The sequence below is a fragment of the Arthrobacter sp. fls2-241-R2A-200 genome, assembly GCF_030209745.1.
In the GTDB taxonomy this organism is placed as follows: domain Bacteria; phylum Actinomycetota; class Actinomycetes; order Actinomycetales; family Micrococcaceae; genus Arthrobacter.
This window is the reverse complement of sequence record NZ_JARVRJ010000002.1, coordinates 18,472-42,539: the sequence shown is the minus strand read 5'-3', so window position 1 is coordinate 42,539 and position 24,068 is coordinate 18,472. Positions and strand designations below refer to the sequence as shown.

21 protein-coding genes are annotated in these 24,068 nt (G+C 61.0%); 12 read left to right on the top strand and 9 right to left on the bottom strand.

Translation table 11 applies throughout. The features are described from left to right. Positions 1–69: 69 nt before the first annotated feature. Positions 70–1,623 carry an LCP family protein gene (locus tag QRN42_RS02375; RefSeq protein WP_284977911.1) on the top strand — a complete coding sequence of 518 codons (1,554 nt, stop codon included), beginning with the start codon at positions 70–72 and terminating at the stop codon, positions 1,621–1,623. Positions 1,624–1,670: 47 nt separating this feature from the next. Here the strand turns inward: QRN42_RS02375 and QRN42_RS02370 are convergent, their stop codons facing one another. Beyond that, the gene (locus tag QRN42_RS02370) at positions 1,671–3,623 is read right to left on the bottom strand and encodes a M13 family metallopeptidase (RefSeq protein ID WP_284977909.1); all 1,953 of its coding nucleotides are present in this window, start codon (positions 3,621–3,623) and stop codon (positions 1,671–1,673) included. 244 nt (positions 3,624–3,867) lie between these two features. Between QRN42_RS02370 and leuA the strand changes: the two genes are divergently transcribed. The 3 genes from leuA to QRN42_RS02355 all read left to right on the top strand — a co-directional run bounded on the left by leuA (position 3,868) and on the right by QRN42_RS02355 (position 7,280). After that, a complete protein-coding gene (leuA, locus tag QRN42_RS02365) occupies positions 3,868–5,607 on the top strand; it encodes a 2-isopropylmalate synthase (protein WP_284977907.1) in 1,740 nt (579 codons plus the stop codon). A gap of 93 nt (positions 5,608–5,700) precedes the next feature. Further along, complete coding sequence (gene recO / locus QRN42_RS02360) at positions 5,701–6,453, top strand: DNA repair protein RecO (protein WP_284977905.1); 753 nt, start codon at positions 5,701–5,703, stop codon at positions 6,451–6,453. Positions 6,454–6,455: 2 nt separating this feature from the next. After that, the gene (locus QRN42_RS02355) at positions 6,456–7,280 is read left to right on the top strand and encodes an isoprenyl transferase (protein WP_284977904.1); all 825 of its coding nucleotides are present in this window, start codon (positions 6,456–6,458) and stop codon (positions 7,278–7,280) included. A gap of 13 nt (positions 7,281–7,293) precedes the next feature. On the opposite strand, the gene QRN42_RS02350 is transcribed toward QRN42_RS02355, so the two are convergent. Next, positions 7,294–8,256 carry an alpha/beta hydrolase gene (locus QRN42_RS02350; protein WP_284977902.1) on the bottom strand — a complete coding sequence of 321 codons (963 nt, stop codon included), beginning with the start codon at positions 8,254–8,256 and terminating at the stop codon, positions 7,294–7,296. Positions 8,257–8,265: 9 nt separating this feature from the next. After that, entirely contained in the window at positions 8,266–9,948 is a 1,683-nt protein-coding gene (locus QRN42_RS02345; protein ID WP_284977900.1) for an FAD-binding dehydrogenase, read from the bottom strand. 68 nt (positions 9,949–10,016) lie between these two features. On the opposite strand from QRN42_RS02345, the gene QRN42_RS02340 reads away from it, so the two are divergent. Beyond that, positions 10,017–11,093 (top strand): quinone-dependent dihydroorotate dehydrogenase, encoded by a 1,077-nt coding sequence (locus QRN42_RS02340; protein WP_284977898.1) that lies wholly within the window; start codon positions 10,017–10,019, stop codon positions 11,091–11,093. A 98-nt stretch (positions 11,094–11,191) separates the two neighbouring features. Here QRN42_RS02340 and QRN42_RS02335 read toward each other — a convergent pair whose 3' ends face one another. Then, positions 11,192–11,782: a DUF3043 domain-containing protein gene (locus QRN42_RS02335; protein ID WP_284977897.1), complete on the bottom strand. Its 591-nt coding sequence runs from the start codon at positions 11,780–11,782 to the stop codon at positions 11,192–11,194. A 117-nt stretch (positions 11,783–11,899) separates the two neighbouring features. Here QRN42_RS02335 and QRN42_RS02330 point away from each other — a divergent pair, with 117 nt between their 5' ends. The 5 genes from QRN42_RS02330 (at position 11,900) to QRN42_RS02310 (ending at position 17,078) form a co-directional block, all read left to right on the top strand. Continuing rightward, the gene (locus QRN42_RS02330; RefSeq protein ID WP_284977895.1) at positions 11,900–13,333 is read left to right on the top strand and encodes a dipeptidase; all 1,434 of its coding nucleotides are present in this window, start codon (positions 11,900–11,902) and stop codon (positions 13,331–13,333) included. A gap of 163 nt (positions 13,334–13,496) precedes the next feature. Further along, complete coding sequence (locus QRN42_RS02325; RefSeq protein WP_284977894.1) at positions 13,497–13,886, top strand: HesB/IscA family protein; 390 nt, start codon at positions 13,497–13,499, stop codon at positions 13,884–13,886. A gap of 183 nt (positions 13,887–14,069) precedes the next feature. Beyond that, on the top strand, positions 14,070–14,948 hold the full coding sequence (ctaC, locus tag QRN42_RS02320; RefSeq protein WP_284977892.1) for an aa3-type cytochrome oxidase subunit II: 879 nt from the start codon (positions 14,070–14,072) through the stop codon (positions 14,946–14,948). A gap of 10 nt (positions 14,949–14,958) precedes the next feature. After that, positions 14,959–16,680, top strand: a complete 1,722-nt coding sequence (ctaD, locus tag QRN42_RS02315) for an aa3-type cytochrome oxidase subunit I (RefSeq protein ID WP_284974603.1) — start codon at positions 14,959–14,961, stop codon at positions 16,678–16,680. Next, positions 16,677–17,078: a cytochrome c oxidase subunit 4 gene (locus QRN42_RS02310; protein WP_284974604.1), complete on the top strand. Its 402-nt coding sequence runs from the start codon at positions 16,677–16,679 to the stop codon at positions 17,076–17,078. Before ctaD ends, QRN42_RS02310 begins: the two co-directional genes overlap by 4 nt. A gap of 74 nt (positions 17,079–17,152) precedes the next feature. On the opposite strand, the gene QRN42_RS02305 is transcribed toward QRN42_RS02310, so the two are convergent. After that, positions 17,153–17,446, bottom strand: coding sequence for an HPr family phosphocarrier protein (locus tag QRN42_RS02305; protein ID WP_284977891.1), 294 nt, complete (start codon positions 17,444–17,446; stop codon positions 17,153–17,155). Between the two features lie 163 nt (positions 17,447–17,609). Here QRN42_RS02305 and QRN42_RS02300 point away from each other — a divergent pair, with 163 nt between their 5' ends. After that, complete coding sequence (locus QRN42_RS02300) at positions 17,610–18,398, top strand: GntR family transcriptional regulator (protein ID WP_284977890.1); 789 nt, start codon at positions 17,610–17,612, stop codon at positions 18,396–18,398. Positions 18,399–18,509: 111 nt separating this feature from the next. Here the strand turns inward: QRN42_RS02300 and qcrB are convergent, their stop codons facing one another. The 4 genes from qcrB to ctaE all read right to left on the bottom strand — a co-directional run bounded on the left by qcrB (position 18,510) and on the right by ctaE (position 22,849). Then, a complete protein-coding gene (gene qcrB / locus QRN42_RS02295; RefSeq protein ID WP_284977889.1) occupies positions 18,510–20,183 on the bottom strand; it encodes a cytochrome bc1 complex cytochrome b subunit in 1,674 nt (557 codons plus the stop codon). Beyond that, complete coding sequence (gene qcrA / locus QRN42_RS02290; protein ID WP_284974608.1) at positions 20,161–21,231, bottom strand: cytochrome bc1 complex Rieske iron-sulfur subunit; 1,071 nt, start codon at positions 21,229–21,231, stop codon at positions 20,161–20,163. Before qcrA ends, qcrB begins: the two co-directional genes overlap by 23 nt. Positions 21,232–21,333: 102 nt before the next feature. Then, positions 21,334–22,122, bottom strand: a complete 789-nt coding sequence (qcrC, locus tag QRN42_RS02285; protein WP_284974609.1) for a cytochrome bc1 complex diheme cytochrome c subunit — start codon at positions 22,120–22,122, stop codon at positions 21,334–21,336. An 88-nt stretch (positions 22,123–22,210) separates the two neighbouring features. Then, positions 22,211–22,849, bottom strand: coding sequence for an aa3-type cytochrome oxidase subunit III (gene ctaE, locus QRN42_RS02280; RefSeq protein WP_284977887.1), 639 nt, complete (start codon positions 22,847–22,849; stop codon positions 22,211–22,213). 148 nt (positions 22,850–22,997) lie between these two features. Between ctaE and trpD the strand changes: the two genes are divergently transcribed. After that, entirely contained in the window at positions 22,998–24,056 is a 1,059-nt protein-coding gene (gene trpD / locus QRN42_RS02275; RefSeq protein WP_284977885.1) for an anthranilate phosphoribosyltransferase, read from the top strand. Positions 24,057–24,068 lie beyond the last annotated feature (12 nt).

The window sequence follows — 24,068 nt, the reverse complement described above, 5'->3', positions numbered from 1 at the left end:
GGAGAACTTCCCGTTTTCGGCAACTATGATTGCGGGACTCCACGTGTTTGAGGAAAGGTAAACCGAATAGTGCGACGTCGTGAGGCCCGCCGGCAGGGCACCGGCATCGCTGGAACCCCGGCGGGAGCGCCAGGAGAAGATGCCCCGGGCACTCCCCGGCATATGAACGCTCCTAAAGGCCTTCCGCTTTGGATAAAGGTTGTCAGCGGAATTGTGGCATTGGTCCTCCTGGGAGGTTTTGCCTTTGCCGCTTTTTGGTTGGTCCGGTTGCAGTCGAACATCACCAAGGCACCCCTCAGCGCGGCGGAGACCCGGGATGCCAGCGAAGCCGTAGCAAATGACAAGTCCGATCGCTTGCAGATCCTTATTCTCGGCTCGGACACCCGGGACGGGAAAAACTCCCAATACGGCAACAGCGCCGATTCCACCGGATACGGCCATTCGGATGTGATGATGCTGTTGGATATCTCGGCCGATAACAAACGCGTCAGTGTGATGAGTTTCCCGCGTGACCTGCTGGTTGATGTGCCGCAATGCACCGACCACACCAACAACCAAACCTTTCCCGCCCGCAGTGGCGTGATGATCAATGAGGCCATGGCTGAGGCAGGTATCGGTTGTGCCGTGGATACCATCGACAAATTGACCGGTTTGAAGGTAGACCACTTCATGATGGCCGACTTTAATGCGGTCAAGGAATTATCCAAGGCTGTAGGCGGCGTGGACGTATGCGTCAGCGATCCCGTTTTTGATCCGGATTCCGGTCTCCGGCTTCCCAAAGGCAACTCACTCGTCGAAGGCGAACAAGCACTTTCGTTCCTCCGCACACGCCACGCTTTTGGTGATGGCAGCGACCTGGGCCGGATTAAGGCACAGCAAGCGTTCCTCTCGTCGTTGACCAGGAAGCTTAAGGCCGACGGCACACTTGGCAACCCGCAAAAACTCCTGCAGATTGCCGACGTCGTCACCCAGAACCTTACTGTCGACGAGGGTCTCGCGTCCGTTCCTTCGCTGCTGACAATCGGGGGACGCCTCAAAGACATCGACGTGTCCAAAGTGGCGTTCGTTTCGGTGCCCACCCAGCCAGCGGCGGTGGACCCAAACCGCTTGGAACTTGTAGAGCCCCAAGCGTCGCAGCTGTTTGCCGCGCTGCGCGCTGACCTGGATCTGACCACCCCCGGCGCAACGTCGAGCCCGGCTGCCAGTGCATCATCGCAACCGCCAGTCGCCGCTCCTCCCGCTCCCGCGTACAACAAAGCCATCCAACCTGTGGCGGTTGCAAACGGCAGCGGCGTCGCAACCCGCGGCCAGGAACTGACGGCGGCCTTGGCTGCCAACGGTTTCACGGACTCCGTGGCCTACCTTGCTAATCCGGTGGACCAGACGGTGGTGTACTACGGTGCGGGGTTCGCGGACGTCGCCACCGACGTGGCAGCCCTGTTCAAGATACCGGCCGCGCAGGTGAAACAGGCTCCCGCGGTATCCGGGGTCCAGCTGTCCGTGGGCACGGACTTCCTGACTGGGACGGCCTATGGCACGGCATCCGTTCCTGCGAACGTTGTCAACCAAACGGCCAACGATGCCGTGTGCCAACAGGTCAACCCGCTGAACATCACGCAGTAGTGCTGAAGCCTGTGCCCACCAGGCCCGGCCTGGTGGGCACAGGCTGCCTACCAGATGCTGACCCTGTCAGCGGGCTCCATCCACATTCCGTCCTCGGGCGCCACGTTGAACGCTTCATGGAAGGCGTCGAGGTTTCGGGCGATGGCGTTGGTCCGGAACTCGTTGGGTGAGTGCGGATCCGTAGCCAGCCTGCGAATGGCTTCTTCGGTGCGGATGACCTGGCGCCAACCCGCTGCCCACGACATAAAGAACCGTTGAGGGCCGGTGAAGCCATCAAGAACCTCCGGCTGCTTTCCGTCCAGGCTGAGCATATAAGCCTTATATGCGATGGTCAGGCCTCCCAGGTCCCCGATGTTCTCGCCTAGCGTCAACTTTCCGTTCACTTTGTGATCCGGCGCCGCGTAGGGGGAGAGGGCGTCGTACTGAGACACAAGCTTGGCGGTACGGGTTTCGAACGCGGCGCGGTCCGAGTCCGTCCACCAGTTCCGCAGCGCTCCGCTCCCGTCGAATTGGGACCCTTGGTCATCGAATCCGTGGCCGATCTCGTGGCCGATGACCGCGCCGATACCGCCGTAATTCACGGCGTCATCGGCGTCGGCGTTGAAAAACGGCGGCTGCAAAATCGCTGCGGGAAAAACGATCTCGTTCAGCATGGGGTGGTAGTAGGCGTTCACCGTCTGTGGGGTCATCAGCCACTTGTTGAGATCCACCGGCTTGCCGATTTCGTCCAGGTGCCTGTCGACGTCGGCATTGTGGGCACGCTCGACGTTCCCCAGCAGGTCTGCCGGGTCGATACGCACGTCCGAATAGTCGATCCACTGGTCGGGGAACCCGATCTTCGGGCGGAATGCCTGCAATTTCTTGAGGGCCTCCGCCTTGGTTTCTTCACCCATCCAATCCAGGGACGAGATGCTGTCGCGATAGGCGGCGATCAGGTTGGCGACCAGGGTCTCCATCCGCGCCTTGTGACCCTCGGGAAAATGCCGCTGGACGTAAATCTGGCCCACGGCCTCGCCTAGCGCAGCTTCGACGACGGCGACGCCCCGCTTCCAGCGTTCCTTGTTCCGCGGCGTGCCGGTAAGCGTTGTGCCGTAAAAGTTGAAGTTGGTCTCCACGAAATCGCTGGACAAGTACGGAGCAGCGGAGCTGATAATCCGCAGCACAAGCCATTCCTTCCAGGTGGACAGCGGCTGGGACTCAAGCAACTCCGCGGCCCCGGCAAAGAAGTCCGGGGTGCTGACTACCAGCTCGGAACGCTTGTCGCTGTCGATGCGCGCGGCCTCGAACCACGTGTCCAGGAGCGGGAACAGGGCTGTCGCTTCCTCAGCGGATTTGAGATTGTATGTCTTTTGCGGGTCGCGCAAGGTGACGTTGTCCCAGTGATGTGAGGCCAGCGCCGTCTCCAGTGCGACGATGCGTTCCGACGCGCCTTCGGGGTCAGGGACGGCTGCCAACGTCAGCAGCCGCGAAATGTACTCGCCGTAGGCCGAGACAACGGGGGCAAACTTGTCATCCCGGTAGTAGGACTCGTCCGGAAGACCTAAGCCACCCTGGCCGATATAGAGAAGAATACGTTCAGGGTTGCCGGCGTCGGGGGCCGGGTAGATCGAGAACAATCCGGAGACGTCCGCCCGGAACAGTTTGCCCACCAGGGCGGCCAGTTCCGCAGACGATTCCACCGAACGTACCTCTTCGAGACGGCCCTTGATGGGTGTCATTCCCTTTTCTTCCGCCGCGGCCTCGTCCATGAAACTGGAGTAAAGCCCGCCAATTTGCTGTTCGACTCCGGTTGCTGCCGCACCCTTGGCCGCAGCTTCCTCGATGATCGACCTAACAGCCAATTCGGCGCCATCGCGCAATGCGGTGAAAGTTCCCTCAAGAGCTCGGTCGTCGGGAATTGAGGTGCTGTTCAACCAGGCACCATTGACGTGCTGGTAGAGGTCGTCCTGGGCGCGGACTCCAGGATCGATGTTGGAAAGAGTAATCCCCGACTGTGGCACTGTGGCTCCTCGTGTACCGTGCAGCGGCGTTGCCCCGCTGCCGCGTCTGCATGGTGGACGTTGCTAGAGGTGTTGCACTGTCATCATACGCACCGTGCTACTCTGGCCATGTGCGTGCGGGAATGCTTCTTCTTAGCTGCCGCGGCGAGGCCTGAAAGCTATCTGACGCTGGGCCATCCTCGCCGCGGAGTTTCGGTGTGCCCGGCTAAGCTTTCCAATAGTTCTTAGAGAAAAGGCCCACGCCATGCGTAATGCACAAAAGCCCTCCGGTATGCCCACCCATCGCTACCTGCCGTTCCAAGACCAGATCACTGTCGACGTTCCGGACCGTACTTGGCCTGACAAGGTCATCACCAAGGCTCCGCGCTGGTGCGCCGTTGATTTGCGGGACGGCAACCAGGCCCTGATAGACCCCATGAGTCCCGCCCGCAAGCTGAAGATGTTCCAGTTGCTGGTCAAAATGGGCTACAAGGAGATCGAGGTTGGCTTTCCCTCTGCATCGCAGACAGACTTCGACTTCGTCCGCCAGCTCATCGAAGGTGGCCACATCCCGGACGACGTCACCATCCAGGTATTGACGCAGGCACGTGAGCACCTCATTGAACGGACCTACGAGTCCTTGGTGGGGGCAAAACAGGCCATCGTGCACCTGTATAACTCCACATCGGTGTTGCAGCGCCGTGTCGTCTTCAACCAGGACGAAGACGGCATCCTGGACATCGCCTTGCAAGGCGCCCGGCTCTGCAAGAAGTACGAGGAAACCCTCGCGGACACCCACATCACGTACGAATATTCGCCGGAGTCCTTCACGGGAACAGAACTCGAATATGCGGCACGGGTGTGCAATGCCATCGCCGACATCTTTGAGGCCTCTGCCGACAAACAAGTCATCATCAACCTGCCCGCCACCGTGGAAATGGCGACCCCCAACGTTTATGCCGATTCCATCGAATGGATGCATCGGAACCTGCACCCGCGCGAAGGCATCATCATCTCCCTGCACCCCCACAATGACCGTGGCACGGGTGTCGCTGCTGCTGAGCTCGGCTACCTGGCCGGTGCTGACCGTATTGAAGGCTGCTTGTTTGGCAACGGCGAGCGTACGGGCAACGTGGACCTGGTGACGCTGGGGCTGAACATGTTCGTGCAAGGCGTCGACCCCATGATCGACTTCTCGGACATCGACGAAGTGCGGCGCACGGTGGAGTACTGCAACCAGTTGCCTGTTCCGGAACGGTCGCCCTATGGCGGCGACCTCGTCTTCACGGCATTTTCCGGATCCCACCAGGATGCGATCAAGAAGGGCTTTGAAGCCCTCGAAAAGGACGCCGCAGCAGCAGGCAAGGCCGTGGAAGACTTCACGTGGCAGGTCCCGTACCTGCCCATCGATCCCAAGGACCTGGGCCGCAGCTACGAAGCCGTGATCCGCGTCAACTCGCAATCGGGCAAGGGTGGCGTGGCGTACCTGCTGAAAAACGAGCACAACCTGGACCTGCCGCGCCGGGCCCAGATCGAGTTCTCAGGAGTGATCCAGCGCCGCACCGATGCTGTTGGAGGTGAGGTAAGTGGCAGTCAGCTGTGGCAGATGTTCCAGGACGAGTACCTGCCATCACCTGAAAAGGAAGCGCAATGGGGCCGTTATTCCTTGGGCAGCGTCAGCACCGAAACCGATGAGTCGGGCGCGATGACGATGACCGCGAACCTGCGCATCGATGGTGTGGAAGTCCGCCGAACCGGGCACGGCAATGGTCCGATCGCTGCATTGCTGGACATCCTGCACCACGACGGCGTGGATGTCCGCGTCCTCGACTACAGCGAGCACGCCCTCTCCGAGGGCGGGAGCGCCAGTGCAGCTGCGTACGTGGAGTGCGCCGTTGGTGACCGCGTCCTTTGGGGCGTCGGGATCGATCCCAGCACTACCACGTCCTCACTGAAGGCCCTGATTTCGGCCGTCAACCGGGCCGTTAGGGACGCGCAGGCATAGGGTCATTCCCGGACCGCCGTGTGGTGACGGGAAATACCGTCTCCACACGGCGAAACTGCCGGTTCCTTTGTCCCTGTAGTGCGAAGATTAGTTGTGGCCAATCCGTCTTTTGCAGCCCGGTCCTACCGGGATGATGCCGTGGTGCTCCGTACCCACAAGCTGGGGGAAGCCGATCGCATTATCACTTTGCTGACCAAGCATCATGGCCAGGTTCGTGCGGTGGCGAAGGGTGTGCGGAGGACTACCAGCCGGTTCGGCGCACGTTTGGAACCATTCATGGTCGCTGACTTGCAGCTCGTCGCTGGACGCACGTTGGATATCGTGACGCAAGCGGTTGCGAAGGGGGCCTACGGGACCAGTATCGCGGCCGACTACGGGCGGTTCACCGTCGCTGCGGCAATGACGGAGACCGCGGAGAAGCTTACGGATGTTGACGCGGAGTCGGGAACTGCACAATACACCCTGCTGGTCGGGGCTTTGGCCGCATTGAGCCGCTCCGACCACCCACCGGAACTGATCCTGGACTCGTATCTCTTGCGGGCACTTTCAACCGGTGGGTGGGCGCCAAGCTTTACCGATTGTGCCCGGTGTGGACGCCCGGGGCCCCATACGGCTTTCGCTGCACCCCTGGGCGGCATGGTGTGCAACGACTGCAGGCCACCGGGTTCCCCTGCACCCGCTCCCGAGACGGTAGGTTTGCTCGGTGCCTTGCTGACTGGCAACTGGTCTGTGGCCGATGTTTCTGATGCACGGCACAGACGCGAAGCGGCCGGGCTGGTGGCAAGCTATTTGCAATGGCATTTGGAACGGGCCGTCAAATCACTCAAACATGTGGAGCGTAGCTGACTGTGGCACTTGGAAAGAAGACTAAGGCACGCGCGCCCAGGACGAACCCGGTCATTGCGCCCTACAAGCATCCCTCCGGTGCTGAGCCGCCGCGTATTCCCAGCGAGCTGATCCCGCAGCATGTAGCTATCGTCATGGACGGCAATGGCCGTTGGGCAAATCAGCGTGGCCTGCCGCGCATCGAGGGCCACAAAGCAGGGGAGCCTGCGTTGCTGGACGTGATGGCCGGAGCCATAGAACTCGGCATCAAGTACGTGAGCGTCTACGCCTTTTCCACGGAGAACTGGCGGCGGTCGCCCGAGGAGGTGCGCTTCCTGATGGGATTTAACAAGGACGTGCTACGGCGCCAGCGCAACCAGCTCGACGAATGGGGCGTCCGCATCCGCTGGGCCGGCCGGCGGCCCAAGCTATGGGGCTCGGTCATCAAGGAGTTGGAAGACGCTGAAGACTACACACGCGCCAACGAGACCTGCACGCTAACCATGTGTGTTAATTACGGCGGCCGCGCTGAAATAGCCGACGCCGTTGCAGCGATAGCGCGCGACGTCGCCGAAGGGCGGCTCAAGCCGGGTTCGGTGTCCGAGAAGACAATCCAGAAGTACTTGGACGAGCCGGACTTGCCGGACGTGGACCTGTTTTTGCGTAGTTCGGGCGAGCAAAGGCTCTCCAACTTCCTCCTGTGGCAATCCGCTTACGCCGAGTTTGTCTTCATGGATACCCTGTGGCCGGATGTTGACAGGCGCACGCTGTGGGACGCCGTCGAAATCTATGCCAAACGTGACCGCCGATATGGGGGAGCGGTGGACGCCGCAACCGCAGTTGGTTAGCAGGCTTGTGCTACTACTGAAGGAAGCTCTTCACCCAGCGCGCCACGCGCGCGTATGCGTCCCCGCGAACGTTCGGCGCTGACAGGAAAACGTCATGTAGGGCGCCGTCGATCCGCTCGATGGTGACCGTTTTGCCTAGCGACATGGCACGCAGGCCGATAAGCCTTACGTCCAAGACCGCATCCGAGCGTCGCATGGACTCGTTCCACACCATGCCTGTGGAACTGCCTGCGGAGATCAGCACCAACACCGGGATTTCCAAACCCAGGCCCCGGGCTACTTCGGCGTGACCGGCAAAGACGGCTCGGAGCCACCCCACCCTCACCGGGAACGCAAAAGGTGGCCGAAGCTTCTGGTCCAAGGCCCATTCTCCGTCGGCCGAATCACTGATGCTGCGAAAGTAGAATCCCCGTTGTGGCAAGCGAAGGACCGCTTCGGGCCTGATGCTTGCAGCGGGCGCCAAGAGGGCATGCGCCACCCGTCGAACCAAGGCACCCCCATGCATCTCCAACCAGGGACTGTCGAGGATCAACCCGTGAAGGCGCCCAGGGTGGCGGCTTGCCCACAGGGCGGCTATCAGCCCTCCGGTTGAATGACCCATCAAGATCACGCCCGCCGGTGCCGCAGCGTCTCTGTCTTCCTGCACCGTTTCGATGGCCCAGCCGATCTCGGCGTCGTAATCAGCCAGGTCCGCGACATATCCCGCCGGGATTCCCGGCTCTATGTTGCGCCCATGGTTGTGCAGGTCCAAGGCGTAGAAATCGTAGCCCTGCGCGTCCCAAAACCCTGCCAGCTCCGTGTTGAAGAAGTAGTCACTCCAGCCATGGAGGAACAACACGGCAGTGGAATGCCTGGGGCTGCGACCGCCGGACCTGTACCTGACCAGCGTGGCGCGGCGGATTCCACCGTCCGGTGCCGGCGACTCATACCGGTAGGCCTCGAAGCCAGGTCCCAAGATGTCTTCAGTCCAGCCCATGGTCCCAGCCTAGGTGCTGGCTGCGGCATCCCGGCCTGCCGCCCTCCCGGAGAACAGGCATCCACCCAGGAACGTCCCTTCCAGTGCCCGGTACCCGTGAATGCCACCCCCTCCAAAGCCTGCAGCTTCTCCTGCCGCGTACAGCCCCGGGATGGGATCCCCGGCAGCATCCATTACCCGCGATCTCAGGTCCGTCTGGAGGCCCCCGAGGCTCTTTCTGGTCAGTACTGATAACCGGATGGCTAGCAGTGGTCCGTGGGCAGGGTCCAGGAGCTCGTGCGGGGGAGCAACCCGCATCAGTCGGTCTGTGGCGAAGCGGCGGGCTGCCCGGATGGCGGTAAGCTGTGGATCCTTGCCCAGACCGGAGGAGACCTGCCGATCGCGGGCACGGATCAGTGACTCCACAGAATGCGCGTCCAGCAGATTATTTCCAACCAACGCGTTCATCTTGGAGACCAGTTGGGGCACGGATTCCGCCTGGAGGAAGTCCACGCCGCGATCCAGGAAACGCTGGATGGGCGTATCACTGCCGGGCCTGAGACGTGAGAAGAGCATCTGCACACTCTGCCCCGTAAGGTCCGGGTTCTGCTCAGACCCGGACAGGCCAAGTTCCTTGAGCGCGATGGTCCGGTCGAGAACGAACCACGAGTAGGGATGACCCGATGCAGTGATGTGTCGAAGTGCGCCAAGGGAATCGAAACCAGGGAAAAGCGGTGCGGGAAGTTGATGCCCTTCAGCATCCAGCCATAACGACGACGGGCCGGGAAGGATGCGGATGCCGTGGAGTGGCCAAACAGGGGCGTAGTTGTGGATGCCCTCAGGGTAGTGCCACATGCGGTCGCCGTTGATAAGGGCCCCGCCCTCTGCTTCCACGACCGGGAGGAATTCGCCATCAACGGAGGAAGGCACACCGCAGAGCATCTCCGCAGGGGCGGCGGCCCCCGGCCACTGCCGGCGCACAGTCGCGTGATTGCCTCCGATCCCGCCCGTTGACACGACGACGGCGCCCGCTGTGGCACGGAAGTGGCCGGTGACAGCCCTCGACGAGGCCTCGCCGCGTGCCGCCGTCGACAGTTCCAAAACATCGCCGGCAACGCCCACCACGCGGCCATTGGTTTTCGTCAGCGCACCGGCCCGATGGCGGAAGTGCAGGGTGACCCTTCCGGCGTCGACCCCTTCCTGCACCTTCGCCACAAACGGCTTGACCAATGCAGGACCAGTACCCCAAGTGACATGAAAGCGCGGAACCGTGTTGCCGTGGCCGGTTGGCCCGTAACCGCCACGCTCGGCCCATTGGACCAGGGGAAAGAATCCGACGCCGAGGCTCCTGAGCCATGACCGCTTTTCTCCTGCCGCGAAGTGGACGTATGCTTCGGCCCACTTCCGCGCGAGCGAGTCCTCCGGCCGGTCGAAAGCCGCGGAAGACAGCCAGTCGGAAAGGGCGAGCTCCGCGCTGTCCTTCACGCCTAATCGTCGCTGCTCGGGTGTGTCGACCATGAACAGGCCTCCGAATGACCAATGGGCTTGGCCACCCAAAGAAGCTGCTGGCTCTTGGTCGAGGATGGCAACGCGCTTGCCAGCGGCGTACGCGTGGGCTGCAGCAACCAGTCCGGATAATCCGGCACCAATCACCACTACGTCCGCATCGATCCTGCTCCCTGCATGATCTGCGTCACCATTGAGTCCGGGCATGGCTACATGCTAGCGGCATCCCCGTACATGGGTTTGGTGTGGGGTCCGTAAGCGGGAAAACTAGGAGCATGCGTGTATACCCCACCTTCTTCAAGTTGGCCTTCTCATGGATGGATGCCGAAAAGGCCCACAGGATCGGTTTCCAAGCCATCCGCGCGGCCCACCGGTCCGGTGCAGGCCGCATCCTGGCGAGGATCACCCAGCCCGAGTCCTGCCTTCGGACCGAGGCGTTCGGACTTACCTTCCCCTCCCCGTTTGGGCTGGCGGCAGGTTTCGACAAGGAAGGGCATGGCATCGAGGCGCTCGTCGAGTTGGGTTTCGGCCATGTTGAAGTGGGGACCATCACCGGCCAACCGCAACCGGGCAACGACAAGCCACGCCTCTTTCGACTGGTTGAAGATCGGGCGGTCATCAACCGCATGGGATTTAACAACGACGGCGCTGCCGCCGTTGCGCCGCGGCTCAAGTCTGCCCGGGCTGCTTTGCAGCGGACGCACCCTGACGTGCGCCCGGTGATCGGCGTCAACATCGGCAAAACCAAAGTTGTCGAGCTTGAGGACGCAACCGAGGACTACCTGGCCAGTGCCCGGAGCCTGGCTCCCGCGGCCGACTACCTGGTGGTCAATGTCAGCTCGCCCAACACGCCGGGCCTCAGGCTCCTGCAGAACGTCGAAACCTTGCGCCCGTTACTGCGCGCCGTCGGCGACTGCGCCGATGAAGCGGCCGGACGCCATGTTCCGCTGCTGGTCAAAATCGCGCCGGACCTGGACGACGCCGACGTCGACGACGTCGCAAGGCTCGCTTTGGACCTCAAATTGGATGGCATCATTGCCACCAACACCACGATTTCCCGCGAAGGCCTGACCTCAGATGCGCACAAGGTGCAGGCACTGGGGGCCGGCGGCCTCTCAGGTGCGCCGCTGAAGGGCCGTTCTTTGGAGGTCTTGCGAAGGCTGAAGAGTGCGGTGGGGGACAATCTCGTCCTCATTGCAGTGGGTGGAGTCGAGTCCGTCCAGGATGTCCAGGACAGATTGGATGCAGGTGCAACCCTGGTACAGGGCTACACCGCGTTTCTCTACGAAGGGCCGTTCTGGGCTGCCCGCATCAACAAAGGGCTGGCGAAGATCCGCAAACGCGGCGCCTGATATGGCATACGAAAAGACCCTGGACCGGCGGTCCAGGGTCTTTTGCTGCGTGTGGGGTCTACGGCTAGGGAGGCTCCCTTAGCCGGGGTGCTGGTCCCTTAGCCCGGGTACTGGCCGCGCTTGACCAGTGGCTTGGGAAGGCGGAGCTTCCTGAACTGAAGGGAACGCATGCAGCCGTACCAAATGGTGCCGCGTTCCACCTGGCCAAACTTGGCCGTGAGCCGCTTGCGCAGTTGCCGCGACAGGATGAAGGCATCGACAAAAACGGCGAGGAACATGACCCAGAAGGCGACAAGGACGTAACTGATCCCCACACCGTTGGAGGGGATGACCAGCGTGATTACCACGAACAGCAGCGCGCCGAACATCAAGTATTCGCCCAAGCTAAAGCGTGCATCGACAAAGTCCCGGGTGAAACGTTTCTGGGGTCCCTTGTCCCTGAGGGGCAGGAACTTCTCGTCACCGGTGTCCAGCGCCCGACGCATTTTTTGACGTTGGTCCTGAATGGCGACACGCTCGGCTTCTTTCGAAGCTTTCCGGTCAGTCTGGACCAGCGGACGTTTGCGGGCCGCTTCCTGAACCTTCCGTTTGGGCGTGGGGGAGCCCTTTCCAGGGCCCGTCTCCGAGGCGGCATACGCCTGGTCTACTACTGATTGAGCGCTGGGCTCTTCCTTTTTGCGTCCGAACACCCATACAGAATACCCCGCAGGAAGGTGGCGCAGGTTACGCGTAGCCGGTCAGGTGGCGCTCATCCAACAGCCCGGCCCAGCCAAGCACGGGGGACGCGCGGCGGTAAAGTGTGGGCCATGACTTCAGCACGCGGAGAGATCCCGCAGAACAAGCACAGCAATTCCGGTGACACGCCAGTAGAAGCGCTTGCCGCCGCCGTCGAGGCGTCCTTCGAAACCACCCTGGCTTCACTCAAAGACTTGGTCGGTATACCGGGTATCGCCTGGGCCAGCTTCGATCCCCGGGAACTCGACAGGAGCGCCGAAGCAGTGGCCGCACTGGCCACGGCCGCCGGCATGGAAGAGGTCCGTATCCTCCGTTGCGACAAAGCGGACGGCACGCCCGGCGGTCCCGCCGTCGTTGCACGACGCCCGGCCGCCGTCGGCAAGCCGACCATCCTGCTCTATGCCCACCATGACGTGCAGCCGCCTGGTGATCCTGCCCTATGGATGTCTGAGCCGTTCGTGGCCGAAGAGCGAGAAGGGCGGCTGTACGGTCGTGGCGCCGCCGACGACAAAGCCGGCATTATGGCCCACCTGGCTGCGTACGCAGCAGTGACAGAAGTTCTCGCCGACGACTTCGGCCTGGGGGTGACGTTCTTTTTCGAAGGCGAAGAGGAAGCAGGATCACCGACGTTCAGGACGTTCCTCGAAGAGCATCAGGAACTGCTCCGGGCCGATGTCATAGTTGTCGCCGACTCCAGCAACTGGAAGGTCGGCGTGCCCGCGCTGACCACGAGTCTGCGTGGGCTGGTGGACGGAACGTTCGAAGTGCGGGTCCTGGACCACGCCGTCCACTCCGGAATGTTCGGAGGCCCTGTGCTGGATGCGCCAACCCTCCTGTCCCGCCTGATTGCCACCCTCCACGATGATGAGGGAAATGTGGCGGTGCCCGGCCTGGTGTCCCGGGACGATGTGGCGGTCGATGTGGATGAAGCCGATTATCGTGCGGATGCCTCAGTGCTCGACGGCGTGAGGCTCGCCGGGAGCGGGACGATCGCTTCCCGCATGTGGACGAAGCCCGCGCTTTCCATTATCGGTATGGACGTCCCGGCAGTGGATGTAGCCTCGAACACCTTGATTCCTGCTGCACGGGCCAAGTTCAGCATGCGTCTGGCCCCCGGCCAGGATCCCGATGCCGCCATGGACGCCCTGAGGGAGCACCTCCTGGCCAACGCTCCCTTCGGCGCGAAAGTGACATTCGCCCCGGGGGAGCGGGGTACTGCCTTCTCCACCGATACCACTTCACCAGCCGCGCGCGTGGCTCTTTGGGCGTTGGAGGAGTCTTGGGGAGTCAAGGCTGTGGAGATGGGCATCGGTGGTTCCATTCCCTTTATTGCAGACCTCGTGGACATCTATCCGGAAGCGCAAATCCTGGTGACCGGCGTCGAGGATCCCGATTCCCGGGCCCATAGCGCCAATGAGTCGCTGCACATCGGAGATTTCCGCCACGCGGTCCTCGCGGAGGCGCTGATGCTTGCACGGCTCAACGCATCCGGGCTCGGCGAATAGACTCCAGCCAGGTGGGAACAAGTAGTGGCAGCACACGGTTACGCCAAGAGTTATAGCTAGGCGTCCGCGCGACGTAGCATATAGGTATAACCCGTACGTAATTTGGGTAAGGGCAGGCAGTGCTCCGACACTGTCGCCAAAAGCTTCATAAGAAGGTAGGCCAATGAGCACTGCAACCAACGAAAACAGCACCGGAGCGCAGGTCATTACCGGCGATGAGCTCCCCACGCACGAGGTCGCCCTGACCGACGTCGCGGCAGGCAAGGTCCGCAGCCTCCTGGAGCAAGAGGGCCGGACGGACCTGCGCCTGCGGGTCGCAGTGCAACCCGGCGGTTGCTCCGGCCTGATCTACCAGCTCTACTTCGATGAGCGCCTGCTCGACGGCGATGCCGTGCGTGACTACGACGGCGTCGAGGTAGTAGTGGACAAGATGAGCGTGCCCTATCTCAGTGGCGCCAGCATCGACTTCGAGGACACGATCTCAAAACAGGGTTTCACCATCGACAACCCCAATGCGGGTGGCTCGTGCGCCTGCGGCGATTCGTTCCACTGACGTAGGTCATTGCCCCATGTCGGCGCCGTTTCCTGACCGTTATATCGCCTCGGGAGCCACGGCGCCGACATGTGCGCAAAAACCGCTTCGTAGCGGTAAGCTCTACATCGGGTAGTAAAACTTTTAGTGTGCCCGGTTGGCCTCCGGCCTGCCGGGAGATAGCAACAAGAGGAAGGGCCGTCTGTGAGTTCGCAGAACCGAACCGGCAGCCGACGCGTAAAGATCACCTCGATCACTGGCTTGGCAGTTGCCGGCGCGTTGGTTTTGACCGGATGTTCACCAGAGGTAGAGAAGGGTTGGCTGCCGACAGAGCGCGGCACTACCGACCACACCGACCGGATCATGGACCTCTGGGTCAACTCATGGATCGCCGCCTTGGCAGTGGGCATCATCACTTGGGGTCTCCTGGTTTGGTGCATCATTGCCTACCGTCGCCGCAAGGGCACCACGGGTTTCCCCAAGCAGTTGAGCTACAACCTGCCGCTCGAGGTCTTCTACTTGACCATCCCGCTCTTCATGGTGTTGGTGTTCTTCTACTTCACCGACCAGGATCAGCGCGCCATCGATGACCGATCGCAGCCGGCCGACGTCGTCGTTGACGTCCGCGGCAAGCAGTGGGCTTGGGACTTCAACTACAAAAAGGGCCAGGTCATCACTGAAGACCTGCACGAGGCCGGTGTCCAGGCACACCTGACGGGTAACGACGTCAACAAGGACCTCCTCCCCACGTTGTACTTACCGGTCAACAAGTCCGTGGACCTGGAACTCAACTCTCGCGACGTCATCCACTCTTTCTGGGTTCCCGCCTTCCTCCAGAAGCGCGACATGATTCCAGGTAAGACGAACTACATCAGGTTCACTCCCACCAAGGAGGGCACTTACGATGGCAAGTGCGCTGAACTTTGTGGCGAGTACCACTCCGAAATGCTCTTCCGTGTCAAGGTTGTCTCCCAGTCTGAGTTCCAGGCTCACATGGACGATCTCCGCAAGGCAGGCAACACGGGTCTCCTCGGTGCGGACTACGACCGCAACCCGGACCTGACCACCACGCAGACCAAGTAAGGGGAGCGACGTGGCTACGTACACTCAATCCGCCGGGGTCCTTGAGACTCCAGTAGTTCCAAAGTCCAAGGGGCGCATCGTCGTCAACTGGATCACCTCCACGGACCACAAGACCATCGGGTACATGTACCTGATCGCATCGTTCGTCTTCTTCTGCCTTGGTGGCGTGATGGCGCTGCTGATCCGCGCTGAACTCTTTGAGCCGGGTATGCAGATCCTGCAGACCAAGGAACAGTACAACCAGTTGTTCACGATGCACGGCACCGTGATGCTCCTGATGTTTGCTACGCCCCTCTTCGCAGGCTTCGCAAACGTGATCATGCCTCTCCAGATCGGCGCGCCCGACGTCGCCTTCCCGCGACTGAACGCCTTGGCTTTCTGGTTCTTCCTTTTCGGTTCCACCATCGCCGTCTCCGGATTCATTACTCCGCAGGGTGCAGCGTCCTTTGGTTGGTTTGCCTACGCTCCCTTGTCCGACACCACGTTCAGCCCGGGTGTTGGCGGTGATTTGTGGGTCTTCGGGCTTGCGCTGTCCGGTTTCGGAACCATCCTTGGTGCGGTCAACTTCATTACCACCATCATCTGCATGCGTGCCCCCGGCATGACCATGTGGCGCATGCCGATCTTCACGTGGAACACCCTGGTGACCGCGATCCTGGTACTCATGGCCTTCCCGCCGCTTGCAGCTGCTTTGTTCGCACTTGGCGCTGACCGCCGGTTCGGGGCGCACATTTTCGACCCGGCCAACGGTGGCGCCGTGCTGTGGCAGCACCTGTTCTGGTTCTTCGGACACCCTGAGGTTTACATCATCGCCCTGCCGTTCTTTGGCATCGTGTCCGAGATCTTCCCGGTCTTTAGCCGCAAACCGATCTTTGGTTACAAGGGTTTGGTCTACGCGACAATTGCCATTGCAGCGCTGTCCGTCACCGTGTGGGCACACCACATGTATGTCACCGGCTCCGTGCTCCTGCCGTTCTTCTCCTTCATGACCATGTTGATCGCCGTACCTACCGGCGTGAAGTTCTTCAACTGGATTGGAACCATGTGGCAGGGTTCGATCACCTTTGAAACTCCGATGCTCTGGAGCATTGGGTTCCTGGTGACCTTCCTCTTTGGCGGCCTCACCGGCATCATCCTCGCCTCACCGCCGCTTGACTTCCACGTTTCGGACTCCTACTTCGTGGTGGCCCACTTCCACTACGTGGTGTTTGGCACCGTGGTGTTCGCAATGTTCGCCGGCTTCTATTTCTGGTGGCCAAAGTGGACGGGCAAGATGCTCAACGAGCGTCTCGGCAAGATCCACTTCTGGTTGTTGTTCCTGGGCTTCCACGGAACCTTCCTGATCCAGCACTGGCTTGGCGTTGAAGGTATGCCGCGGCGTTACGCTGACTACCTTCCGCAGGACGGTTTCACCTGGATGAACCAGTTCTCCACCATCTCTTCGTTCGTCCTTGGTGCCTCCCTCCTGCCGTTCTTCTGGAACGTCTACATCACGTGGCGCAGTGACAAGAAGGTCGAAGTTGATGACCCGTGGGGCTTTGGTGCCTCGCTGGAGTGGGCAACCTCTTGCCCGCCTCCTCGCCACAACTTCACCTCCTTGCCCCGCATTCGCTCCGAGCGCCCGGCCCTGGACCTGCACCACCCGGAACTCGCCCAGATCGTTACCGCCGGGGCTCCGTCTCCCGCAGCTGCCGCCTTGGGTAACGCCGACCAGAAGGACGTCCGAAAGTGAAAGTCGAATCATGGCTCTTCGGAGCCGGCATCTTCTTCTTCGTCCCCGTAGCTATTGTTTATGGCTTCCTGACCGGCTGGTCTGAGTGGGTAGGCATCCTCGGTATCTTGCTGGTGGGTGGGTTGGCCGGCATGATCGGCGCGTACCTGGGATTCACCGGACGCCGGGTTGGATTGCGCCCTGAAGACCGCGCCGACGCTGAGGTACACGAGGGCGCCGGCGAACAGGGGCATTTCAGCCCCTGGAGCTGGTGGCCGCTGGTACTGGGTATCTCTTGTGCAAGTGGGTTCCTTGGTTTGGCCATTGGCTTCTGGATCACGTTCATTGCAGCCGGGTTGGCTGTCGTAGCCCTCGTGGGATGGGTGTTCGAGTACAGCCGCGGCGATCACGCCCACTAGTAAGTTCTCTTCAATAGCGCGATGGGCCCCACCACTGGTGGGGCCCATCGACGTTTAAGGCTGCCGTTCGTGCCCTAGTTGAGTCCAGGACGCTCCAGGACCGCGGAGAGTGACCTCAGCGCGGCGGCAACATCGGACACGCTGGTAGGGCCAGGTAGGGCGTCAGGCGCAACCTCAAGCAGGACCTCGCATCCATGGCCAAAATCTTCACTCATTACTTCCAAGAGGGAGCGGGCGTCCACGGCTGATCCGTTTGGTTTCCGGATTGTCACCGGCAGTCCTGTGTCCGTGACTGTGCGGACGAAGATGGCAGCCGCCCGTGCGTGCAGGCCAAGGGCCGCAGCCACAATGGATCTTTGTTCGGGCAACACTGCTCCTCCGCTCGGGCGGTCCCGCCGCCACAATAAATTGACCTTACAAGCGTAGCCTTCGAGGTTTCCGTTGAACGAACGGCACCGCCACACTGGTCTAGACCTGTAGCCAGTGTGAACTACGCTTGAACCATGAGCGATCCTCTGCAGGACCAATATCGTGGCTGAAGCGGCGAACATTGCGGGCGACATTGACCGCACCAGCGCGACTCCCATCTACGTGCAACTCCGGGAGATACTGCGGTCTTTCATAGCGCAATCGTGCCCGCCCGGTTCTGCCCTTCCCTCGGAACGGGATCTTTCTGAGCGCTTCGGACTGGCGAGGATGACGGTCAGGCAAGCAATCGATGCCCTCGTTGGTGAAGAAGTCCTCGAGCGCGTTGTTGGACTGGGCACGTTTGTGAGGAAGCCCAAGTTGGACCTGCAGGTGAAGCTCACCTCCTACAGCGAAGAGATGCAACGGCGTGGCATGGTACCCGCTGCTAAGGTACTGAGTTTTGAGCAGATAGCCGCCAGTGCCTTTCTGGCTCGCGAACTGCAGCTCGAGGAGGGAACGCCCCTGGTTCGCTTCCGACGCCTCCTGCTGGCCGATAACGAGCCGATGAGTGTGGACGAGAACTTCATTCCGGCCCATCGGGTACCCGGTCTTTTGGATGAGGCACCGCCCACATCCCTATACAACATTCTCAGTGAGCGTTATGGACTGGTGATGGAATGGGGCGAGGACATGATCGAGGCCACGGCAGCCTCCCCGTCAACGGCCCGCCTGCTGAATGTCGATGTGGGGTCGCCACTGCTGAAGATCCAGCGCCATGCATTTGTTGCCAGGGCGATGGTGGACTATTCAGTGTCCTATTACCGCGCTGACCGATACAAGCTGTGGGTGCCGTTGCAGCGCCCGGGCGTCCGTCCCACCAGGAATTACGCTTCGGGATATCGCACCCATTAGTCAGCGCTTTGCGCGGACACATGAATGTCCTGGAGCGGGCAACTGAATGTACAGCAAAGGGGAAGGCCCAGTCCTTATGGACTGGGCCTTCCCCTTTTGGAAATGAGCTGGTTAGTGGCTCAGGCTCTTCTGGTCTGCGCCTGCTTCGATGGTCTCGTGGTGACCATGTGCGTGGGCTGCCTCGAGCTCGGCAGGTGTTGCCGGAGCAACCCTGTCCTCAAAGAACCACTTGGAAAGAGCCGCGCGTCGCTTCTCACTCCGCGTCACCACGCCGTGTCCGTTCGGCTGGGCCGGCAGGGGGAGCGGTGACTCGAATCCTACGAGCTTGTAACGCTTGTATTCATCCAAAGGCGCGTGCACCTCGATGAACTCACCGTGGGGAAGCCGGACGATACGGCCGGTTTCGCGACCATGAAGGGCGATTTCCCGGTCCTTACGCTGAAGTGCCAAGGCAACTCGTTTGGTAACGAAGAAGGCGATGAACGGTCCGACGAAGAACAGTGTCCGGAGCCAGTAGGTGACGTCGTTCAGCGAAACGCTGAAGTGCGTCGCGATAAGGTCCGAACCGGCGGCCGCCCACATGACGCAGTACCAGGTGAATCCTGCGACGCCGATGGCCGTACGGGTGGGAGCGTTCCGCGGACGGTCAAGAACGTGGTGTTCCCGGTTGTCTTTGGTGATCCAACGCTCGATCCACGGGTACGTGAACAACACGGTGAAGATGATGCCGGCCGGAACGAGCGCCGGGAGCAGGACATTCAACGTCAGCGTGTGTCCGAAGATGGTCTGCTCGACGTGCCAGCCGTTGATAACACCCGGCATGAGTCGGAGGGCACCATCAACGAAACCGATGTACCAGTCAGGCTGTGTTCCAGCGGAGACCGGGGAGGGGTCGTAAGGACCGTAGTTCCAGATCGGGTTGATCGTGAACGCAGCGGCCATGAGTGCCACGACGCCGAAGACGATGAAGAAGAATCCACCGGCCTTGGCAGCGTAAACGGGTCCCAGGGGGTATCCGACGACGTTCCCATCGTTGCGGCCCGGGCCGGGGTACTGGGTGTGCTTATGGACCACAACCATGAAGAGGTGGATGACGATCATCAAAAGGATCAACGCCGGTACCAGCAGGATGTGGAGGACGTAGAGGCGCCCAATGATTGCCGTTCCCGGGAATTCCCCACCGAAGAGGAAGAACGAGATGTACGTTCCAATAATCGGGATGGACTTGATGACGCCGTCAATAATGCGCAGTCCGTTGCCGGACAGGAGATCATCAGGCAATGAATAGCCGGTGAAGCCGGCAGCCATCGAGAGGATAAGCAGGACACCGCCTACTACCCAGTTCATTTCACGTGGCTTGCGGAATGCTCCGGTGAAGAAGACGCGCAACATGTGAACGCTGAGCGATGCGACGAACAGCAGTGCAGCCCAGTGGTGCACCTGGCGCATGAACAGCCCACCGCGTACATCGAAGGAGATGTTCAGTGAGGAGTTGTAGGCCACCGACATATCCACGTTGTACAGCGGAGTGTAGGAACCTTGGTAGTGGGTTTCCGCCATGGACGGATCGAAGAAGAACGTCAGGAACGTACCTGACATCAGCAATATGACGAAGGAGTACAACGCCACTTCGCCGAACATGAATGACCAGTGGTCGGGAAAGACCTTGCGGCCAAACTCGCGCAGGATGCCGGAGCCGCCCACCCGCTCATCCACGAAGTTGGTGAAACGGCCAACTTTGGATTCCGGTACGAAGGGGGCTTCAGCTGTTGATGAGGCGCTCATGCTCGTCACGCTCCCAGTAACTCGGTCCTACAGGTTCTTTGAAGTCGCTGGTTGCGACGAGGTAGCCTTCAGCGTCAACTGCGATGGGCAGCTGGGGGAGCGGACGGCTGGCCGGTCCAAAGATGACCTTGCATTCCTGCGTGAGGTCGAACGTGGACTGGTGGCAGGGGCACAGAAGGTGGTGCGTCTGCTGCTCGTAGAGGGCAACGGGGCAACCGACGTGCGTGCAGATCTTGGAATACGCGACGATGCCGTTGTAGCTCCAGTTTTCCCTTCCCGCGGACGGGTTCAAGGAACTGGGATCGAGCCGCATGAGAAGGACTACGGCCTTGGCCTTGGCATTAAGCTTGCCTTCCGGAAGTTCGTTGAGACCTTCGGGAATGACGTGGAACGCTGAACCAATGGTGACGTCTGAGGCCTTGATGGGCGTGCCGTCGGGGTCGCGGGTCAGGCGCTTGAGCTTGCCGCCGTCGGGAGCCCACATGGTGTGTGCGAGCGTGTTGTCGGGACGGGGACCCAGGTCGCCGAAGACGGCCAACGCCGGAAGTGGTGCCAAGGCAATAGCGCCAAGAAGGGTATTGCGGATCAATGGCCTGCGCTTGATGCCGGTCTCTTCGACGATATCGTCAACGATGCGGACAGCCGCTTGGCGATCTTCCTCGGTGCGAATGGCATGGCGTTCCTCTGACACTTCGTGGTCGGGCATGAGGGCCTTGGCCCAGTGCACGATACCGGTGCCGATTCCGAGCATTGCAAATGCAGTACCGAGCCCCAGCAAGAGGTTCTGCGTACGAATCGTTGCAATGGTTGAATCCTTGCCCAAGTCGATGGCAAAGTACGCCACCAAGAAGACCAGCGTGCCAATGACAGAGATGCCAAACAGAATGGCTACCTGACGCTCCGCACGCTTTGCGGCTACCGGGTCCGTGTCAGCCAGGCGCAAACGATGCGGAGGAAGTCCAGGATCCTGGAATTTCTCCACCTCATTCTGACCAGCCGTAGCTACGGTGCCCGAGTGGTTCGGACTGCCGTCACTATGGTTGCCCATAATTCGCCTCATCCTTCTCTCGTTGTCTCGACCTGAGCCGAGTTAATTTTCAGTTCCAAACTGCTGTTGTTCCAGCAGAAGTTTTCTAATTGCCGGGAAAGGCTAGGACGTGCGGGACGTCAGCCAAATCGTAAAGGCGATGATGACGCCGAGTCCGGCCACCCAAACGAAGAGCCCTTCGGACACAGGGCCCAGGGAGCCGAGTTGGGCACCGCCCGGTGAACCGTTGGCGTCAATGGTCTTCAGGAAGGTGATGATGTCGCGCTTGCCTTCAGGGGAGACGTTCGAGTCATTGAAGACGGGCATGTTCTGCGGTCCCGTTGCCATGGCTTCGTAGATGTGCTGGCTGCTGACATCGGACAAGGAAGGAGCGAACTTACCCTGGGTCAGGGCACCGCCTGCGGCTGCGGCGTTGTGGCACATGGCACAGTTCACACGGAAGAGCTCGCCGCCCTTGGCGGCATCACCCTTTCCGTCCAAGAGGCCGGCTTCCGGGATGGCCGGGCCTGCGCCCAGCGAAGCTACGTATGCTGCCAGCTGAGAGGTCTGCTGGTCGTTGAACTGCACTGGCTTCTGTTGGGCCTGTGGTCCGTTCATCTGCATGGGCATACGACCGGTTCCAACCTGGAAGTCAACCGCTGCGGCACCGACGCCGACCAGCGAGGGCCCGTCTTTGGATCCGCTGGCACCCATGCCGTGGCAGGTAGCGCAGTTGGCGGCGAACAACTTGCCGCCCTGCTCTACGTCACTTGCGCTGGCAGTGGGGGTGTCGGCTTTGGCCTGGTTGACAGATGTGGCGACGGCGTACAGCCCACCAGTGAGGAGTAGGCCCATCAGCAACAGCGCAATGGCTGCCAGTGGGTGACGTCGCTTCTGCGATAGTGCCTTCACGTGGTGGTTCCTTTTTTCGATCCTGCGTCGGCTCTATGAGCCGCTTCTTGAAATTCTGCCTCTTGTAGAAAAAGAGTCAAGGCCGGGCTTACTTGAGGACGTAGATGACCAGGAAGAGGCCGATCCACACAACGTCGACAAAGTGCCAGTAATACGAGGTGACGATCGCTGACGTTGCCTCAAAGTGCCCGAACTTCTTGGCTGCGAAAGCGCGGCCGATGATGAACAGGAAGGCGATCAGTCCACCGATGACGTGGAGGCCGTGGAAGCCGGTGGTCATGAAGAAGGCGGATCCGTAGGCGTTGGCGGACAGCGTGACGTGCTCGGAGACAAGCATGGCGTATTCCGTTGTCTGGCCGGCAACGAAGAAGGCGCCCATCAAGAACGTCAGGGCAAACCACTCCGTCATACCCCAGCGGGTGAACTGCAGCAGCCTACCCCTGCGGCGCGGTTCGAGGCGTTCAGCGGCGAAAACGCCCATCTGGCACGTAAACGAACTCGCCACGAGGACGATGGTGTTCACCAGCGCGAACGGGAAGTTGAGCTTAGCTGTCTCCTCCGCCCACAAGGATCCTGAAGTGGACCGGAGGGTGAAGTACATGGCAAAAAGGCCGGCGAAGAACATCAACTCACTGGACAGCCAAACTACGGTTCCAACAGAAACCAAGTTGGGGCGGTTCAGCGTCGGGTGCGCCGGGGTACTGGGGGCATGGGTCGCAGATGTCACAAGGACATTATGTCTGTAAAAGTCCAGAGTTCCCAATGCAAACCACCGTTTGGGGGGACTTTTTCTACAAAGACGCGAAATCGCGCGGAAAAGTTCCCGCGTCGGTTCACATTCGTCATGGGCATGGCTACCTAGATAGCATCAGAGGGTGACTTCTCCGGCATCGGCACCCGCAGCCAGCAATACGTGGCCCGGGCTCATCTCTGCACTGATTAATGGCGACGACCTTGCGGTGGAGAACACCGAATGGGCCATGAACACGATCATGGCCGGCGAAGCGACTCCGGCGCAGATTGCCGGATTCCTGGTGGCGCTTCGCTCCAAGGGCGAAACGGTCGAGGAACTGGCCGGTCTCGTGGCGGCGATGGTGCAGAACGCCAACCCCATATCGATTTCCGGAGAAAAGCTGGACATCGTGGGCACCGGAGGCGACCGCCTCAATACCGTCAATATCTCGACGATGGCCGCGTTGGTCGCCGCCGGGGCGGGCGCAAAAGTGGTCAAGCATGGAAACCGGGCCGCGTCGTCGACGTCCGGTTCCGCGGACGTACTGGAGGCGCTGGGCGTCCGCTTGGACCTTTCCATTGATCGCGTGGCCCGCAACGCCGAAGAAGCTGGCATCACTTTTTGCTTTGCTCAGGTGTTCCATCCTTCGTTCCGGCACACAGCCGTGCCGCGCCGTGAGCTGGCCGTGCCAACTGCGTTCAACTTTTTGGGGCCGATGACCAACCCGGCGCATGTGCAGGCTTCCGCCGTCGGTGTGGCGAACGCCCGCATGGCGCCCCTTGTGGCTGGCGTATTGGCCCGGCGGGGGAGCCGGGGCCTTGTTTTCCGCGGTGACGACGGCTTGGATGAGCTGACGCCGACCGGGCCGTCCACCGTGTGGGAGATCCGGAACCGTTCTGTCACGGAACAGGTTTTTTCGCCCACCGAGTTGGGGATTAAGGCGTCTACAGTGGCCGACCTCCGGGGTGGCGATGCTGCGGCGAACGCCGTCGTCGTCCGGGAAGTGCTGGACGGGAAGACCGGGCCCATACGCGACGCCGTTCTCCTGAATGCTGCAGCAGGCCTGGTGGCCGTGGACCTGAAGTCCGAGGGCAGCTTGGTTGACCGAATGCGGGCCGCCTATGCGCGCGCGGCAGAGTCAGTGGATTCGGGCCGGGCTGCGGAGGTCCTGAAGAAGTGGATTGAGCTCAGCCAAGGCTGAACCTCCTCCGGT